The 15,296-nt window shown below is 47.5% G+C and carries 16 protein-coding genes; all 16 read right to left on the reverse strand.

Annotated elements, in window-relative coordinates; genetic code table 11:
* Positions 1-2: 2 nt before the first annotated feature.
* Positions 3-1,232, reverse strand: coding sequence for a TIGR03032 family protein (locus tag SDE_RS17395; RefSeq protein ID WP_011469795.1), 1,230 nt, complete (start codon positions 1,230-1,232; stop codon positions 3-5).
* On the reverse strand, positions 1,225-2,487 hold the full coding sequence (locus SDE_RS21565) for a S8 family peptidase (protein WP_011469796.1): 1,263 nt from the start codon (positions 2,485-2,487) through the stop codon (positions 1,225-1,227). Before SDE_RS21565 ends, SDE_RS17395 begins: the two co-directional genes overlap by 8 nt.
* Positions 2,488-2,609: 122 nt before the next feature.
* Positions 2,610-3,140, reverse strand: a complete 531-nt coding sequence (locus SDE_RS17405) for a phage tail protein (RefSeq protein WP_011469797.1) — start codon at positions 3,138-3,140, stop codon at positions 2,610-2,612.
* Between the two features lie 11 nt (positions 3,141-3,151).
* A complete protein-coding gene (locus SDE_RS17410) occupies positions 3,152-3,676 on the reverse strand; it encodes a phage tail protein (protein WP_011469798.1) in 525 nt (174 codons plus the stop codon).
* A gap of 12 nt (positions 3,677-3,688) precedes the next feature.
* Positions 3,689-4,198 carry a phage tail protein gene (locus SDE_RS17415; RefSeq protein ID WP_011469799.1) on the reverse strand — a complete coding sequence of 170 codons (510 nt, stop codon included), beginning with the start codon at positions 4,196-4,198 and terminating at the stop codon, positions 3,689-3,691.
* Between the two features lie 47 nt (positions 4,199-4,245).
* On the reverse strand, positions 4,246-4,545 hold the full coding sequence (locus SDE_RS17420; RefSeq protein WP_011469800.1) for a DUF6916 family protein: 300 nt from the start codon (positions 4,543-4,545) through the stop codon (positions 4,246-4,248).
* Positions 4,546-4,560: 15 nt separating this feature from the next.
* Positions 4,561-5,073, reverse strand: coding sequence for a GNAT family N-acetyltransferase (locus SDE_RS17425; RefSeq protein ID WP_011469801.1), 513 nt, complete (start codon positions 5,071-5,073; stop codon positions 4,561-4,563).
* 360 nt (positions 5,074-5,433) lie between these two features.
* On the reverse strand, positions 5,434-6,873 hold the full coding sequence (gene rimO / locus SDE_RS17430; RefSeq protein ID WP_011469802.1) for a 30S ribosomal protein S12 methylthiotransferase RimO: 1,440 nt from the start codon (positions 6,871-6,873) through the stop codon (positions 5,434-5,436).
* Positions 6,874-6,977: 104 nt separating this feature from the next.
* Positions 6,978-9,200: a TonB-dependent receptor gene (locus SDE_RS17435; protein WP_158303893.1), complete on the reverse strand. Its 2,223-nt coding sequence runs from the start codon at positions 9,198-9,200 to the stop codon at positions 6,978-6,980.
* 133 nt (positions 9,201-9,333) lie between these two features.
* Positions 9,334-9,861, reverse strand: a complete 528-nt coding sequence (locus SDE_RS17440) for a GNAT family N-acetyltransferase (RefSeq protein ID WP_011469804.1) — start codon at positions 9,859-9,861, stop codon at positions 9,334-9,336.
* 74 nt (positions 9,862-9,935) lie between these two features.
* The gene (lipA, locus tag SDE_RS17445) at positions 9,936-10,925 is read right to left on the reverse strand and encodes a lipoyl synthase (RefSeq protein ID WP_041325963.1); all 990 of its coding nucleotides are present in this window, start codon (positions 10,923-10,925) and stop codon (positions 9,936-9,938) included.
* 84 nt (positions 10,926-11,009) lie between these two features.
* Entirely contained in the window at positions 11,010-11,660 is a 651-nt protein-coding gene (lipB, locus tag SDE_RS17450) for a lipoyl(octanoyl) transferase LipB (protein WP_011469806.1), read from the reverse strand.
* An 86-nt stretch (positions 11,661-11,746) separates the two neighbouring features.
* Complete coding sequence (locus SDE_RS17455; protein ID WP_011469807.1) at positions 11,747-12,019, reverse strand: YbeD family protein; 273 nt, start codon at positions 12,017-12,019, stop codon at positions 11,747-11,749.
* The gene (locus tag SDE_RS17460; protein WP_193339775.1) at positions 12,012-13,181 is read right to left on the reverse strand and encodes a D-alanyl-D-alanine carboxypeptidase family protein; all 1,170 of its coding nucleotides are present in this window, start codon (positions 13,179-13,181) and stop codon (positions 12,012-12,014) included. The genes SDE_RS17455 and SDE_RS17460 overlap by 8 nt, the downstream gene beginning before the upstream one ends.
* 133 nt (positions 13,182-13,314) lie before the next feature.
* Positions 13,315-14,223, reverse strand: a complete 909-nt coding sequence (locus tag SDE_RS17465) for a septal ring lytic transglycosylase RlpA family protein (protein WP_275450094.1) — start codon at positions 14,221-14,223, stop codon at positions 13,315-13,317.
* Positions 14,224-14,250: 27 nt separating this feature from the next.
* On the reverse strand, positions 14,251-15,276 hold the full coding sequence (gene mltB, locus SDE_RS17470; RefSeq protein WP_011469810.1) for a lytic murein transglycosylase B: 1,026 nt from the start codon (positions 15,274-15,276) through the stop codon (positions 14,251-14,253).
* Positions 15,277-15,296 lie beyond the last annotated feature (20 nt).

A 15,296-nucleotide genomic window follows, 5' to 3' on the forward strand; every position in this document is an offset into this window, starting at 1 on the left:
TTTTATAGTGGAATACAAAAATGGTTGCGCATTCGCGGATGCGACGGCTCCAAAATCTCTGGGAACTTACAATTAGGTATAACGGCAATATCGTAAATTTGGTCGACGTTGCCGGTAAATTTAATATAACCAATAGTGCTATTGGTGCTTAAATCGATGAGCCATATCCCAGAAAATGTTTCATCGTATTTTGTAGCTAGGGGCGGCGCATGTAATACGTTGCCCGCACGTACCTTAGATAACCCAACAAACGCAAGTGAGCCATAAAAGTCGACACCGCGAGTGAAACCCTGTAGCTCGGCAATTATCTCTTCATCACCCGTACGAGGGTTATATTTACAAAAAAGCCCAAGGCCCGAATTACAATAATAGACGCTATCTTGATAAAAGCGCGGCGAATGTGGCATAACTAAATTGCGAATGAGTATTTCGTTGCCATCTACGCTCATTAGCGTGCCATTAAATTTATCGCCCTTTCGCCACAACCCCGGCTCATCGAAGGTAGAAAACGTGGTTACGTAGGCGGGCTTTCCGTCTTTTAAGGTCATGCCATTTAAGTGGCAGCGGTCTTCTGGCACTAGGGCGGTAATAAAATGTGGCTTCCAGCGCGGTACAAAGCTGTAATCTGGGTCTAGCGTGCACAGGCACGAGAAGCTGGAGTTAACAACCCATAGCCCTTCATCCCCCCAATCAATATCATGTAGATTGATCATGCCGGTGTAGTGGCTGGAGCGCGTAATAAAACAACTGTCTACACGCGGGTCGACGCCTTCGTGTAATTTTTTCTGTCGCTCTTGCTGCAGTCTAAGCTGTTCTGAGTGCCGTTCTTCTTGTTCACTATCTAACTCGCTCATTACCTCGAGCGCACCTGCACTATCGCCCCCTTCCTGCTCTTTAGGGTGAATACGCGGGGCTGTAATATCATCTTGAATAGAAGGCAGAGGGGCCTTTAATTGATCGATAAGATTATCGGCTCGATGGAAATTGATAATTTGGGCAAAGGTACCCAGAGTTAACCCACTTTCGGTGCTGCATAACCCCATTGGGCGGGGAAAATTTTTATAATTCACATCAATACTTTTTTCGTCGCTTCTTACCACCATCAAGCGACCAGCTTGGTACGAAGTAAACGCAATGGATATATTTAGTGCGCTAAGCAACTCGGGTAAGTTACTGGAATATTCACAAGTAAAATCAAAAGTGTTTGTTTGCTCATCGGGTGATTCAATCATTTTTATTTATCTTGCCGTTATTAGTTGTTTTGTCGATTTCTGCTTTCTTGGTTAACGCTACAATAATTTGACTAGTATCAAGCGATGAATCAGCAGCCATTATTTGTGCCGCCATGCCGGTGGTTGTTGCGGCTGCCAATGAAGTGCCCGCAACGACACTGTAACCACCTCGCTTAGAGAGCGTGATTACTTTTTGGCCGTTGGCCCACACATTTACGCCTTCACCGTAATTGCTGGATACAAGCGGCGCGCCGGAAGTACCTAGCGCCCCCACCAACAGCGCTCCGCTGGCAGCAATATTAACCATGCTTTTGTGTATGTGCTGACCATCGTTACCAGCAGAAAACACCACCACCGTGCCCTTTCCTTCGCGGCCATTCATGCTTAAATGGCGAATAGCATCGGCAATAGGTTCCACCAGTACTACCATATCCCAACTACAGTTAATTAGGTCCGCGCCCGCTAATTGCGCGAGCTGTAAACTAAGTAACGTTTCGGACGTCCACCCACTGGGCGAGCGGATAGCAATTAGGTTGGCATCGGCGGCCATACCACTTACTCGGTTGCTTGCGTCTTTAGCAAATAGAACCCCGGCAATTCGAGTACCATGCCCATCTAGTTTAGTTTTGTGTTGTGCATCTAAGCTTTGCGATTGAACGTCATAACTAAATAGTGGGGTGATGTGCGCCAACGCAGGATGCTTAAGTAATATTCCATCATCTATGATGGCAATATTCACGGGTTGTACCTTTTGCCTAGCGTTATTCATTACTGAATGATTAGAATTTACAGGTTTTGCATCTGTACTCTTTTCAGCATTCTTTTCGGTATTCTTTTCGACACCACTTGGCGCGGCCTTTAACTCCCGCGTTGTGGCAAACGGTTCATTTGTTCTTTTAAGGTATATATCTGGCTGCGCGAGCAGTGCTAAAGGGCTAGCTAATACTTGTTGGTATGTAGAGTCAAAGCTATTTTCAATCAGTAATAGGTAATAGTTAAAACTATCGCCAGAAAAAATAAGCTGCGCTTTTTGAATGTTGTTTGAAATAGCTAGCACAGCGGCCACAGATGTATTTGCACCCGTTTTAAGAATTATTCTCTGCGCTTGCTCTACTTTGTAATAAGCGTTTTCGAGACGAACCTCTGTTTCGAATGGCGAGAAATAGTTACCAGCAAAGCCTTGCTCTATCGCAAAACTTACCGAGATGGCACATGAAAAAAGTATGCACGCAAAAAAGGCAACTGAGCTTGCCATAACTTTTGCGCGTTTTTTAAGAACAAGCAGATTATTGATACGAATTAGAGGCCCAACCTAAATAATTCAAACAAAGCGTTAGCCTATAAATATGGCTAACGCGTTAAACGTACATATTCAGTTTAGCTTCTACTTGGATATAAGCCCATTAATGCAATAATAAAATTCATAGCAATATAGGGCTGCATATTATTGTGTGACTGACTACCCCCTGTATCCCCTGCGGCTAGGCTTGCCAATGATTCTAGGGGTTGAGTTTGTGCTTGATTATTGTAAATTCTACCGCCACGGGGCTGAGCCATAGAAGCCGTGGGGCTAGGGACTGTCTCAGCGCCAGCACTGGAGCTACCCCGTAATTGATGGGTATGCGATGGTATTTGAGCCTCGTTTAGCGTCACAGTTTCGACGCCTACTCTCTCCCCCAAGCGCCGAGCAGTCAAACCAGGCCCTCGCCCAGGATGCATAGCTGCGCGCCCTTGTAAATTTGGTAAGCCTACTGTAGCGCGACCGTCTCCACCATAGGTGGTGCCAATCAATGAGAACAACGCTGCATTGTTCGCAATGGGCAGCAATTGGCCGTCACAAAACGCCCAATCTCTAGGCGCGAAGCTACCCGCAAATATTCGCACTTCTGCAATAAATGGTTCAGACATGTGTATTTCTCCTAACTACGCGTTGGGTAGATGCCCATAAGCGCGACAATATAGTGAATGCAGAGCGACGGCATTAGGTTAGTATGGCGTTGACTACCGCCGGTACTATCAATTGCTGCACTACTAAAATTAGAGTCTGGTGTACTATTATTTAAGTACCTAAGCCCTGTTTGAGTTGTGTCGGCCACCACCCGCCCAACCGGCACCTCCTCGGTACTGGAGCTGCTAGAAGCGTGGAAATCGTGGGAATGGCTTGGGAGTTGGTTAGCGGTTAACGTTTCACTTTCTGATCCGCCCCTTGAGCCTAGTCGCCTTGGGCTAAGCCCAGGGCCGATTCCTTGGTGCAATGGAATTCGACTACGCAAATCTGGCAAGCCAAATGTTGTGCGCCCATCCCCCCCGTAAATAGTACCCAACAATGAAAACAATACATCATTTTGGGAAACGGCTAATAACTGTCCGTCGCAATAAGCCCAGCCTCTAGGGGCGAAGGTTCCAGCGAACATTCGGATCTCTCCAACATAGGGTTCTGACATAAATAACTCCTGTTAATTTCTAGAAGGAAAGAGCCCTTGCAGGGCAATGCAGTAACTTAACGTTAAATAAGGTTGCATATTATTATGCGCTTGGCCTCCGCCAGTATTAGCGATGGTGCCGCTATTTAACGCAGCTAAATTAGCGGGGCTTGCGTCGGCATAAAGGTCTCTACTGGTATCCGCTAAAACGGCAGTATCGCCAACAGGCAACACGTTTGCCGCGCTAGTACTAGCCTTTACAGCATGATTATGTGCTGGAATTTGAGCAGCTGTAAGCGTTACAACTTCACTGCCGCCCTTCTGCCCCAACGCGTGGCCATCGGTTCTATGAATAGGTGTACGGCCACGTATGTCGGGCAGAGCAAACGACGTACGACCATCACCACCATAATTTGTGCCCAATAAAGAGTAGAGCGATTGATTCTGGCTAATCTGCATTATTTGCCCATCGCAAAAGGCCCAGCCGCGCGGGGCGAAATTAAAGCCAACCACCTTGACTTCTGCTAAAAAAGGTTCTGACATAGTGCTCTCCGTTATTTAACTCATGTTAAATAATTAACTCGCATCAATTAATTTTTTACTATCTTTCTAGAGACAACAATTTCACACTCTGTAAAGCTATTAGGGCTCACAAAAATATTTTCATTCTTGTACTCATCGGAATCAAAGGCATAAACGCCTTGATTAAACTCTGGCGGGGCTTCGCCTAAATCAAGAATCACACTAAAACATTCCCACTCGTCGCCATTTGAGGTGTTTTGTGTAACCTCGGCAACTTTCGCTTGCACACTTTCGTCTAAAGTATCGCCCGACAAAGTAACGGTTTTTCCCTCTAGCTTTTTGGCTATTGATAACGTTAATTCGGTCATACGCTTTCCTTGTTATTAAGAGAATGAATATTGTTTGATGGATTCTGGGTACCAAATCATGCGCTGGTACATTGCAGAAGGAGAAGAAGCATCGAAAGTGAACCCCAACTGCTTATACAGTTTTACACCTAAGTAATTATCTTTCGCTACGCTAATAAGCAACGGCGCCGCCACCTTTTGCGCTGCCATTTGCAACGATTGAACAACCGCTTGTCCGTACCCCTTATTTTGGAATTTGGGGTCGATTGCGAAATCAATGAGATGAACCAAATCGGAAGTGAAATCCAATGTAACCTTACCTATTGCCAAATCGTGCAGCTCGACAACCCAGTAAATAGCATTTGGAAATTGCTGACTATAGCCAGTTTTCTGCGCATTAAACTGCATATTAATAAACGCATCTAAGAACTCTTCGTTTTGATTGATTTGCTGTAAGTCTTGCCGCGTTGTTCGGTACAGTTGCGCAAGAAAAGGGGTATCTGCTTCCGCTGCAATACGTAAATTCAATCCTAAAGGCAGGTCAAGCATCGAAAAATCCTTATTATTAATGTGATTTTAATAACAACACCAAACCATTAATGTATCTCGCAGCGGCTTACTAGTAGGGCTGCCATTTATGGTTATCCATTTGTGCTCTACAAAGCCTAGCAAAAGATTAAGAAAAGTAAGTAAACACAACAAAAAATGGGCGCGCTAATCACCAAGGAATTTAAGACGCTAAACAGACAGCAAAATAAATTATCGAGAAATAAGGGGAGTGATAAAAATGAGAGGAATTTGAGGAATGGGAGAAATGAAAGAAATTAAGAAAACAAAAAGAAAGGGATAATATGCACCAAGCGCTTAACGCCGCTAAAGGGGCGTCAAACGCTAGGTGACAATTAAGTTTTATTGCTCATCTTCTACCGCAATACCAGTCAAATCGTAATCATCCGACCCGGTTATTTCTACCGCAGAAAACTCACCTACTTTCATACCTGCTGCGCCACTAAAGGTAACTACACCATCAATTTCTGGTGCGTCGGCATAAGTGCGGCCGGTGGCTATATCGCCGTCGATACTGTCGATTATCACATCCATTTCGTAGCCGACTTTTTGTTTGAGCTTGGCTGCCGAAATAGCTTGCTGGGTTTCCATAAAACGTTCCCAGCGCTCGCGTTTTACTTCGTCGGGCACGTGGTTGGGTAATGCGTTCGCTTTTGCGCCTTCAACGGGGGAATATTCAAAACACCCTACGCGATCTAATTGTGCTTCTTGCAGCCAATCTAAAAGAATTTGAAAATCTTGTTCTGTTTCGCCGGGAAAGCCAACAACAAATGTAGAACGCAATACAAGCTCTGGGCACATTTCTCGCCACTTGGCTAAGCGCTCTAAAGTTTTTTCTTGGTGCGCGGGGCGACGCATATTTTTTAATACTTGTGGCGATGCATGTTGAAAAGGAATATCTAAATACGGCAGAATTTTGCCTTCAGCCATAAGTGGTATTACGTTATCTACATGCGGGTATGGGTACACATAATGTAAACGCACCCACGCACCTAACTCGCCCAACGCTTCACACATTTCAAGCATGCGTGTTTTAACCGGGCGACCCTGCCAAAAACCGGTGCGGTATTTTACATCTACGCCGTAAGCACTGGTATCTTGTGAAATAACTAAAATTTCTTTGGTGCCCGCTGCCACTAAGCGTTCGGCTTCACCTAATACATCACCGATGGGTCGACTAACTAGGTCGCCGCGCATATCTGGAATAATGCAAAATGTGCAGCGATGGTTACAGCCTTCGCTAATTTTTAAATAGGCGTAATGGCGCGGTGTAAGTTTTACACCCTGTGGGGGTACTAAATCGATAAGTGGGTTGTGCTCTTTTTTCGGCGGTATATAACCGTGCACAGCCCCCATTACTTCTTCGTAAGCCGCCGGGCCAGTTACGCTTAATACATTGGGGTAAGTTTCTTTAATAACTTGGGCATCGTTACCCTTGCCCATGCAACCCGTAACAATCACCTTGCCGTTTTCTTTCATGGCTTCGCCAATAGCATCGAGGGACTCTTGCTTGGCGCTATCGATAAAGCCGCAGGTGTTAACTACCACCACATCGGCATCGTTATAGCTTGGCACCACGTCGTAGCCATCCAACTTAAGCTGGGTAAGAATGCGCTCGGAATCCACTAGTGCCTTTGGGCAGCCCAAGGATACAAACCCGACTCTGTTGCCTAACTCGGAGCTTGGTGCTGCAACCGCGTTAGGCTCAGGGGTTTTACTGGCGCTATCTGATGCATGGGTAACGGGGCTAGCCTTTGAGGGGTCGAAGGTATTAACAGTCATGAAGTATCCGGCAGAAAGAGTGGGGGTAAAAAACGGGGGGAGTATACCGAAAACCGCGACGGGATTCAGTTATTTCTGCTCACTAAACGAACAACAATTACCGGCTAGTGAAAGCTAAGGCTAACGCCCAACCCAACCTGACGCTCTTCTGCCAAACTTATGCCAAATGCTCTGGTTTGAAAGAAGGTAGCGGCATCGCCAAAGCGCGCAGCGGATTCTGGCGTGGTGTCGTTATTAAGGTTTTTGCCCCATAGCGATACGCCCCAATTATCGCGCTCTATACTCGCCATAAGATTAAGCCGGTAAAAATCGCCAATGGTGGCAAAGTTGTGCTCGGCTACGTAGCGCTTAGATTCGTAAGCAAGCGTACTACTCAGTGAAAGGTGTAAATTGCTGGCAAGCGCTCGTTGGTAGTACAGCCCAACGTAGGCATCTAGCTGAGGCGCATTGGGAATGTGGTTTCCGCTTACATCGCTATTGCCGGTTAAATCTAAATGCGCTGTTGTAGCTGTATTTTTTAGTTCAGTTTGGGTAACACCCATATTTAACCGCGTAGAGAAAGCGCTAGTCAAAGCCGCTTCTAGCTCTAGCTCCGCACCCATGTTGTGAGACTTGCCACCATTGGCAATGGTAGTAACACGTACATTTTGCGCGCTGTCATTTACATAACTTAGGCTTTGCGTTAACTGTAATTGCTGCCAATCGTAGTAAAAAATATTAGTGCTAAAAAAAACCTTATTCGCAATTAACTCACCTTTCAAACCAATATCGTAACTTATTAACGTTTCTTCTTCGAAAGTTTTAAAACCTAGTATGCGCGCGCGTTCAGTATCGTTTTCGAATGCGAGTGACTCGAGGTTATCGTTAAAGCCACCAGGCTTACGCCCTTTCGCCATAGAAATATACGCTAGCCACTGGCTATTTAGCGGTGCCACGTTAAATAACTTTGAAACATTTACCCGCGGCGATACGCTGTGCCAAACATTAGCGTCGCTGTAGGTCTCACCGTTATCAAGACTGCTATAGGCAATTTCATCTTTGCTATAGCGCACATCTACGCTTAATTTAATATCGTTACCCAGTTCTTTATCTACGCTAGCGAATAAAGAAGTGTTATCTATATAAACAGATTGTGCCGCGCCAACCATAACCGAAATTGGGCCACCAAAGTCGAAGGCGTTGTTAGTTTGGTTAAATTTATCTAGCGAATAGTGCGACGCCCCAATAAGTAAACGCCCAGTATCGAAATAAATGTTAGAGATAACCTGCGATGTGATGTCGGTACTATGCTTATTTAATTGGGTATAAACGCCTTGCAGCTCGTATAAGTCACCGTCAAAACCGGTTGCATTATTTAAACTGCTGCGCGCATGTGTAAATGTTATATCAAATTTATTTTGTGTAACGCTCGCCTCTAGGTGTTGACGCTCTATTGTATTCTCAAGCGATAGATCCCAAGGTGCGCCCGCCGAGTTATACCCCACAGCCTTAGGTGCAGGTAATTCACCACAATAGTATTGAATGCTTGTGTCTAAATAGCAGTTGTTAAACTCGCGGTTTTGCAAATACGCGGGTATGTGACCATCATTATCGTCTTGCTTGGTTGCACGATAATAAAAAGCGAGGTGTTCACTCGGCTGCCAAGTGCCAGCGAGGCTTAGCATTTGGGTTTGCTCGGCGCCGTAGCCTCGTGTGGTATCACCTAGATTGTTATCAACACTATTCGAATTGGATTGTTTAACCGCTGTTAACAGCAAGCCTGTCGTATTCGTGGGCGCTATATTCCCTTCGAAATCTAAGGTGCGATATAGGTTGTTCGCAAACTTGCTATTAACAATTGCATAATTATTTTGCACTGGGCGCTTGTAAACAAAATTAATCGCTCCAGAAAAATTAGCGCGCCCGTACAGAGCCGCTTCTGGGCCGCGCAGCACTTCAATTTGCTCCAAACCCCGCATGGGTATCGACTGCGTCATATTCGATACGCTTATTCCGTCGATAAGAATCCCCGCAGGTGACTCCCCCACGATGGATGCCACGCCACGTATAACAGGCCGCTCTTGATAGCGACCAAAATTGCGGTGCATTGAAAAATTGGGCACTAACAAACTTAAATCGTAGGATGAATGAACAAGGTTACGGTGCAGTGTAGAATCGGTGTAAACAGAGAGGGGGCGCGGCGCACTATTTAACTGCTCGGTAAAGTGGCGCGTTTTAATAGGAATATTGAGTAGCTGCTCTAAGCTCATATCAACAAGCAAGCTCGGCCCATTCTCTGCGTTAGCAGATACACCGAAGATGAAAAGTAAACCTATTCCTATATTCAAAAATCGTTTCATTGGCAGCGAACAGAGTACGGGCTTTGAGTAAGTGTAGCTCTAAACACTATAGTTATCGCCTTCTGCACCTAGAAATTCGCTTGTTAAGCTAGCTCAAGTTGCAGTGACACAACCCATTAATTTAACCGCGCGAACGCAAGTCAAACTCCATAATGTCGCCGCGCAAGCCATGCAATATGCTTACGCGGTTTTTCTTCCAGCCTCGTTCGCCATAGTAAGCGGCAAGGTCGTGGGTAAATAATTGTAATTTGGCGTTAAAGGGTACAACTTTGTTACCGCGTTCCATGTTTTTGGCGTAGGTTTGCGCACTTACCAGCAAACTTTGGCCAATACCGTGCTTGCGGTAATTGGGCAGTACAAATAGGTTGGTTAGCCATACGGCTGGGTTGGGCACTTGCTCGGACTGATAGCGCACTAAGCTAACAACGCCAACAGGCTGTTCGTTTTGGTGTGCTACAAAGCTTACCGGTAGCGCATTAGGCTCTAGGTGCTTGCGCAGGCTTTCAAGACGCGCGCGGCGATCTATATCTACCGCTTGCGCAGATACACCTTCACCGTAACGAGCCATCCACTCGCTGTGTAGCCATTGGCTAACCTGCGTTAGCCATTCGGGGTAGTCCCGCAAATTAGAAATGCGAATGGGAGTCACTGTATACCGCTATTGGTGATAGAAAAAACCAGTTGAACCTACAAGTAGCCGTTAAGTAACCCCGAAGGCGGCAATTACTTAACTTCTTCACCGTGAGCTTGTTTATCGGCATGGTAGGACGAGCGCACAAGCGGGCCACAAGCGGCGTGCTTAAAGCCTAGCTGCTCTGCCATTGCGGTGTACTCGTCAAACTCTGCAGGCTCTACATAGCGTTTAACCGGCAAGTGATCGCGCGACGGCTGTAGGTACTGACCGATGGTTAACATGTCTATATCGTGTTCGCGCATATCTTTCAGGGTTTCAAAGATTTCTTCTTTGGTTTCCCCTAAACCTACCATCAAGCCAGATTTAGTAAGCACTTCTGGCCTAAGCGCTTTGTACTTTTTAAGCAGCTCGAGCGACCATTTGTAATTGGCACCTGGGCGCGCCTCGCGGTACAAACGCGGCACGGTTTCTAGGTTGTGGTTAAATACATCGGGCGGCTCGTTGGCGAGAATATCTAACGCTATATCCATGCGGCCACGAAAATCTGGGGTGAGAATTTCTACCTGCAGGTTGGGCGAAAGCGCACGGGATTCACGGATACAGTCGGCAAAATGCTGAGCACCGCCATCGCGCAAGTCGTCGCGGTCCACCGAGGTAACCACCACGTATTTGAGGCCCATATCGGCGATAGCTTCGGCCAAGTGTTTTGGCTCATTCTCGTCTAACGGGTTGGGCTTGCCGTGGCCCACGTCGCAAAAAGGGCAGCGACGAGTACAGATATCGCCCATGATCATAAAGGTAGCAGTACCGCCGCCAAAGCATTCGCTTAGGTTAGGGCAGTTGGCTTCTTCACAAACCGTAGACAGTTTGTTTTTGCGCAGTAGTTTTTTAATACGATCCACTTCGGGGTCGGCTTTTACGCGAATGCGAATCCAATCGGGTTTGCGCAGCATGCTATCCGTTGCAATTACTTTTACGGGGATACGCTCTACCTTATCGGCATCGCGCAGTTTTTCGCCCTGTTTAATGCGGCGGGTGCGTTTAACAGGCACGCCGTCGGTTGCTATTGCATCGGACATCATTACGCTTTCTTGGCTTGTGGCCGCGTTGGGTTCATGGCTTTGTACGCCAGTGTTGTTCTCTGAGGATTCGCTCATCAGCTACTACTCTTTTAGCTGGGCGGTTAGCCCAAGTATGTTGGATAAAATTCGCGTGTAGCGCTTGGCCACATCGCTAAATACTACTGGTTGTTTGGTTGTATCAACTAAATCAACCAACCGGGTCATATTAAGGCCCGCATAACCACAGGGGTTAATTTGGTTAAAGGGCGCCAAATCAACATCTACGTTGATTGCTACACCGTGAAAACTGCACCCTTTGCGCACTCGCAGGCCCAAAGAGGCTATTTTATCACCATTTACGTACACACCTGGCGCATCCGCTTTGGGCGCGGAATCTATCTTATATTCGGCCAACAATGCCACAACAGATTGCTCTATTTTTGTAACAAGCTCGCGCACCCCTATTTTTAAGCGGCGTAAATCCAGCAAGGGGTAGGCCACGAGTTGGCCTGGGCCGTGATATGTGACCTGCCCGCCCCTGTCTGTGGCTACCACCGGAATCGCGCCTGGGGCCAACAAATGCTCGGCTTTGCCCGCTTGGCCCTGTGTAAATACAGGGGGGTGCTCTACCAGCCACAACTCATCGGGTGTATGCGCATCGCGCCCATCGGTAAAGTCTTTCATTGCCTGCCACACGGGCTGGTAGTCGGCTTTACCTAGGTTTTTAACGTGCAATATGGGCAAATCGGTCACAGCGGTACATCACAAATTTGAAGGTGCTTGCTTTTAAGCTTTCTGGGTATTTACAGCTGCACACCTTGTGAGCGCGCAGCTATAAGTTACATCACCATGCGCGTGCCAGGGTGTTTTTTAAGGTCTTCGTGTATGGCTTGCAGCTGCTCTATACCAGTAGCCGTAATGTAAACGGTGTAGGATTGAAACTTGCCTTTGCTGCTAGCCCGCACTTCGAGTTTATCGCGATCGAAGCCCGGGGCGTGCTTATCCATTACAGCCAGCACAACATCTAAGAATTCATCACTGGCCACACCCAAGGTTTTTATCGGGTAGTCGGGGCACGGAAATTCAATTTTTGGCGGTTCTTGATTACTCACTTGCTGCCTCTTCATCATCTTCAAACATCAACATGATGCTGTCCCAGGTGCGAGCAAAAAAGCCGGCTTCATCCACTTTGGTGGCAGCCACTAGGTCGTATTCTGCTAGCACTTCGTCTTCGAGTTTAAGCAGTAGGCTACCTAAAATTTGGCCGGGGGCCACAGGCGCTTCAATAATAGAATCTACACGGGTAACAGCTTTAACCGATTTATGTGCGCCGCGAGGAATGGTCACTTCGATATCGCTATTTACCGTTAAGCTAACTTTGTCGGTTAAGCCCTTCCAAACTCTTGCATCGCTAATAGCCTCACCTTCGTTGTACAAGGTGTAGGTTTTGTAATAACGGAAACCGTAGGATAAAAGCTTTTGCGAATCCTGGGTGCGGGCCGAGTCGGATTTAGTGCCCAGAACCACCGAGATTAAACGCATATCATCTTGCTTAGCAGAAGCCACCAAACAATAACCGGCAGATTCGGTGTGGCCAGTCTTCATGCCGTCTACGCTGTCGTCGCGAAACAGTAAGCGGTTGCGGTTAGGCTGGTTTATGCCGTTGTATTTAAAGTATTTTTCGGAGTAAAGCGCGTAGTGCTCTGGGTGGTCGTTAACGAGCGCACGCGCAAGTATAGCGAGGTCGCGGGCAGTAGTTACGTGCCCTTCGGCTGGCCAGCCTGTGGCATTTTCAAAGTTGGTGCTGTTCATGCCTAATAACTGCGCCTGCTGGTTCATTACATCGGCAAAGGCAGATTCGTCGCCAGCGATGTGTTGCGCTAGCGCGATACTGGCATCGTTACCAGATTGAATGATTACACCGCGCAACAAGTCAATAACGCGTACTTCGCTGCGAGGGTCGAGGAACATAGTCGAGCTACCGCTTGCCGAACCACCGCGACGCCATGCGTCATCACTCACTAGCACTAACGCATCTTCTGTTAAGCGGCCGCTTTCTATTTCTTCCGAAACGATATAGCTGGTCATCATTTTGGTAAGGCTTGCAGGCTCCATTACCTCATCGGCATTGCTCTCTACAATTACCTTGCCGGTATCGGCGTCTATCAATAAATACGCTTTAGCAGAAAGCTCTGGGGGCGCAGGCACAATAACTTGAGCTGCGAATACAGGTACACAAATCGTGGCGAGTAAGCAAACAACGAAGGAGCGCATTGAGGTCAGCATTGGCGAAGAAATTACCCTTGTTTTGGAGGTTTAACGAGGTGGAGGCCAGCGTTCGAAGTAAAAGGGCCGCTATTGTAGCAGCAAACCTATAAAAACCCGAATGGCTGTGCCTCGGTTATATCTATTGAGTGCGGTTTACCACATGAGGTTCCGGCAAATTCGCTTTTATTACCTTGTCTTGGATAGTGATTAAGGCCAAATTGTTGTCGATAGGCCCTATTTGGACGCGATAAAACTTATCTTTGTAGGCCTTTACCTCCCCTGGGCGCAAAATAATCACGGGGTAGTAGGTAAGTGCATTGATTTTTTGCTGCATCGCTTGTGCAGACTGCAACGAGCCAAACGCGCCCACCTGCAAAAAGGTGCCCTCTGGCAGCTGATAACCGCCGGCGTCTACCGGTGAAGGGGCTGGGGCCACCCCGTCTAACACGGTATCGTTGACTGGCACCGTGTAGCCAGGCTGGGTAATTGCGTACTTTTTAGGATCGATATATTCAACCGTCACATGTGCGGTACCGGCGTTGGCATAGCCCAGTTTGCGCGCAGCGGTATAGCTTAGGTCGATAATACGGTCGCCGTGAAACGGGCCGCGGTCGTTCACCCGCACGATAATAGAGCGGTTGTTGGCGAGGTTAGTAACCCGCACGTAACTCGGAATGGGCAGCGTTTTGTGCGCTGCCGTAACCGCGTACATATCGTAAATTTCACCGTTGGAGGTGCGTCGGCCGTGAAACTTGTTGCCGTACCACGATGCCACACCGCGCTCGCGGTAACCGTCGGGGTTATCCATTACATGGTAGGTTTTACCCAGTACAGTGTAGGGGCTGTAATTACCGGCGCGGGTGCGTGGCTCGTAGCGCGGCACCGGCTCTGGTATATGATCCACACTTAACGGCTTACTCGGCCCACTGTCGCGCTCTTCTACCACCAAGGGCAAGGTACTGCAGCCTGCAAAAGCAAGCAGGCTGCCCGATAGCGCGACAAGTACCCAGCGATTAACCAAGTGGAACTGCATGTACGGATATTTCAAAAACGTATTGCCCTATAAAATGCGCGTTTAAGGTGTGGCCACCGAGGCGGGCGCTGGGCTGTTATGGCGATATAAAATCTCTTCACTCAGCTCCCACACTGCGCGCGCGTACATATGGCTGCGATTGTAGCGAGTAATAACGTAAAAGTTATCGTAACCCAGCCAATATTCTTTGCCCTTTTCGCCGTCGTAAGCAATGGGCATCACCTTGGTATCGCCAGGTATTTCTACATCGACAGGCGTAAAGCCTTTTGCGGCCACTTCGGTTGCTGTAAGCGACGGCCGTGAGCGCGAATCTAATATAGACTCGTCGTAGCCCTCAGCAATGCGCGCCCTAACCATAACCGGCTCGCCGGTTTGCCATTTGTGGGCGCGAAAGTAGTTGGCCACGCTGCCAATGGCGTCTTTGGGGTTGTTCCAAATATCGGCTTTTTTATCGCCATCAAAATCTACTGCGTAAGCGCGATAGCTGCTTGGCATAAACTGGCCGTAGCCCATTGCCCCCGCGTAAGAGCCTTTTAGCGCTAGCGGGTTTTGTTTTTGCTCGGTGGTCAACAATAAGAAGTTTTCGAGCTCTTTGGCAAAAAAGGTGGACCGCGGTGGGTAATCAAACCCCAAGGTAGTAAGAGCGTCTATTACACGATAACTACCAGCGTGGCGCCCGTAGCGTGTTTCAACACCAATAATAGCCACAATAATTTGCTCGGGCACACCAAACTCTTTACTGGCTTTGGCAAGGGTATCGGCGTTTTCGGCCCAAAACTCTACGCCTTGAGTTATTCGAGATTCACCCAAAAATATATTGCGGTACTCAAACCAAGGTTTGGTTTTTTCCGCTGGGCGCGCAATAGCATCCAAAATAGATTGCTGCTTGTTGGCATCTTTTAAAATGCGCACCACTTCTTTTTCGCTCAAGCCGTATTCATTTACCATTTTGGCAATAAATGCTTTAGCTTCTGGGTGCTCGGAATAATCTGCTAGCGCGAGCGGGCTTGCAGTAATCACTGCCGCTAAAGCGGTAGTGGAGAATACTTTTTTTAAAGTCGAAAACATCTAAATCGCCTTTTTATGGT

Source organism: Saccharophagus degradans 2-40 (assembly GCF_000013665.1).
GTDB classification, from domain to species: domain Bacteria; phylum Pseudomonadota; class Gammaproteobacteria; order Pseudomonadales; family Cellvibrionaceae; genus Saccharophagus; species Saccharophagus degradans.

What these genes read in the sequence shown, in the direction of transcription:
- SDE_RS17395 (WP_011469795.1), bottom strand. Translation starts at nt 1,232, where the DNA reads ATGATTGAATCACCCGATGAGCAAACAAACACTTTTGATTTTACTTGT.
- SDE_RS21565 (WP_011469796.1), bottom strand. Translation starts at nt 2,487, where the DNA reads ATGGCAAGCTCAGTTGCCTTTTTTGCGTGCATACTTTTTTCATGTGCC.
- SDE_RS17405 (WP_011469797.1), bottom strand. Translation starts at nt 3,140, where the DNA reads ATGTCTGAACCATTTATTGCAGAAGTGCGAATATTTGCGGGTAGCTTC.
- SDE_RS17410 (WP_011469798.1), bottom strand. Translation starts at nt 3,676, where the DNA reads ATGTCAGAACCCTATGTTGGAGAGATCCGAATGTTCGCTGGAACCTTC.
- SDE_RS17415 (WP_011469799.1), bottom strand. Translation starts at nt 4,198, where the DNA reads ATGTCAGAACCTTTTTTAGCAGAAGTCAAGGTGGTTGGCTTTAATTTC.
- SDE_RS17420 (WP_011469800.1), bottom strand. Translation starts at nt 4,545, where the DNA reads ATGACCGAATTAACGTTATCAATAGCCAAAAAGCTAGAGGGAAAAACC.
- SDE_RS17425 (WP_011469801.1), bottom strand. Translation starts at nt 5,073, where the DNA reads ATGCTTGACCTGCCTTTAGGATTGAATTTACGTATTGCAGCGGAAGCA.
- rimO (WP_011469802.1), bottom strand. Translation starts at nt 6,873, where the DNA reads ATGACTGTTAATACCTTCGACCCCTCAAAGGCTAGCCCCGTTACCCAT.
- lipA (WP_041325963.1), bottom strand. Translation starts at nt 10,925, where the DNA reads ATGTCCGATGCAATAGCAACCGACGGCGTGCCTGTTAAACGCACCCGC.
- SDE_RS17460 (WP_193339775.1), bottom strand. Translation starts at nt 13,181, where the DNA reads ATGCGCTCCTTCGTTGTTTGCTTACTCGCCACGATTTGTGTACCTGTA.
- mltB (WP_011469810.1), bottom strand. Translation starts at nt 15,276, where the DNA reads ATGTTTTCGACTTTAAAAAAAGTATTCTCCACTACCGCTTTAGCGGCA.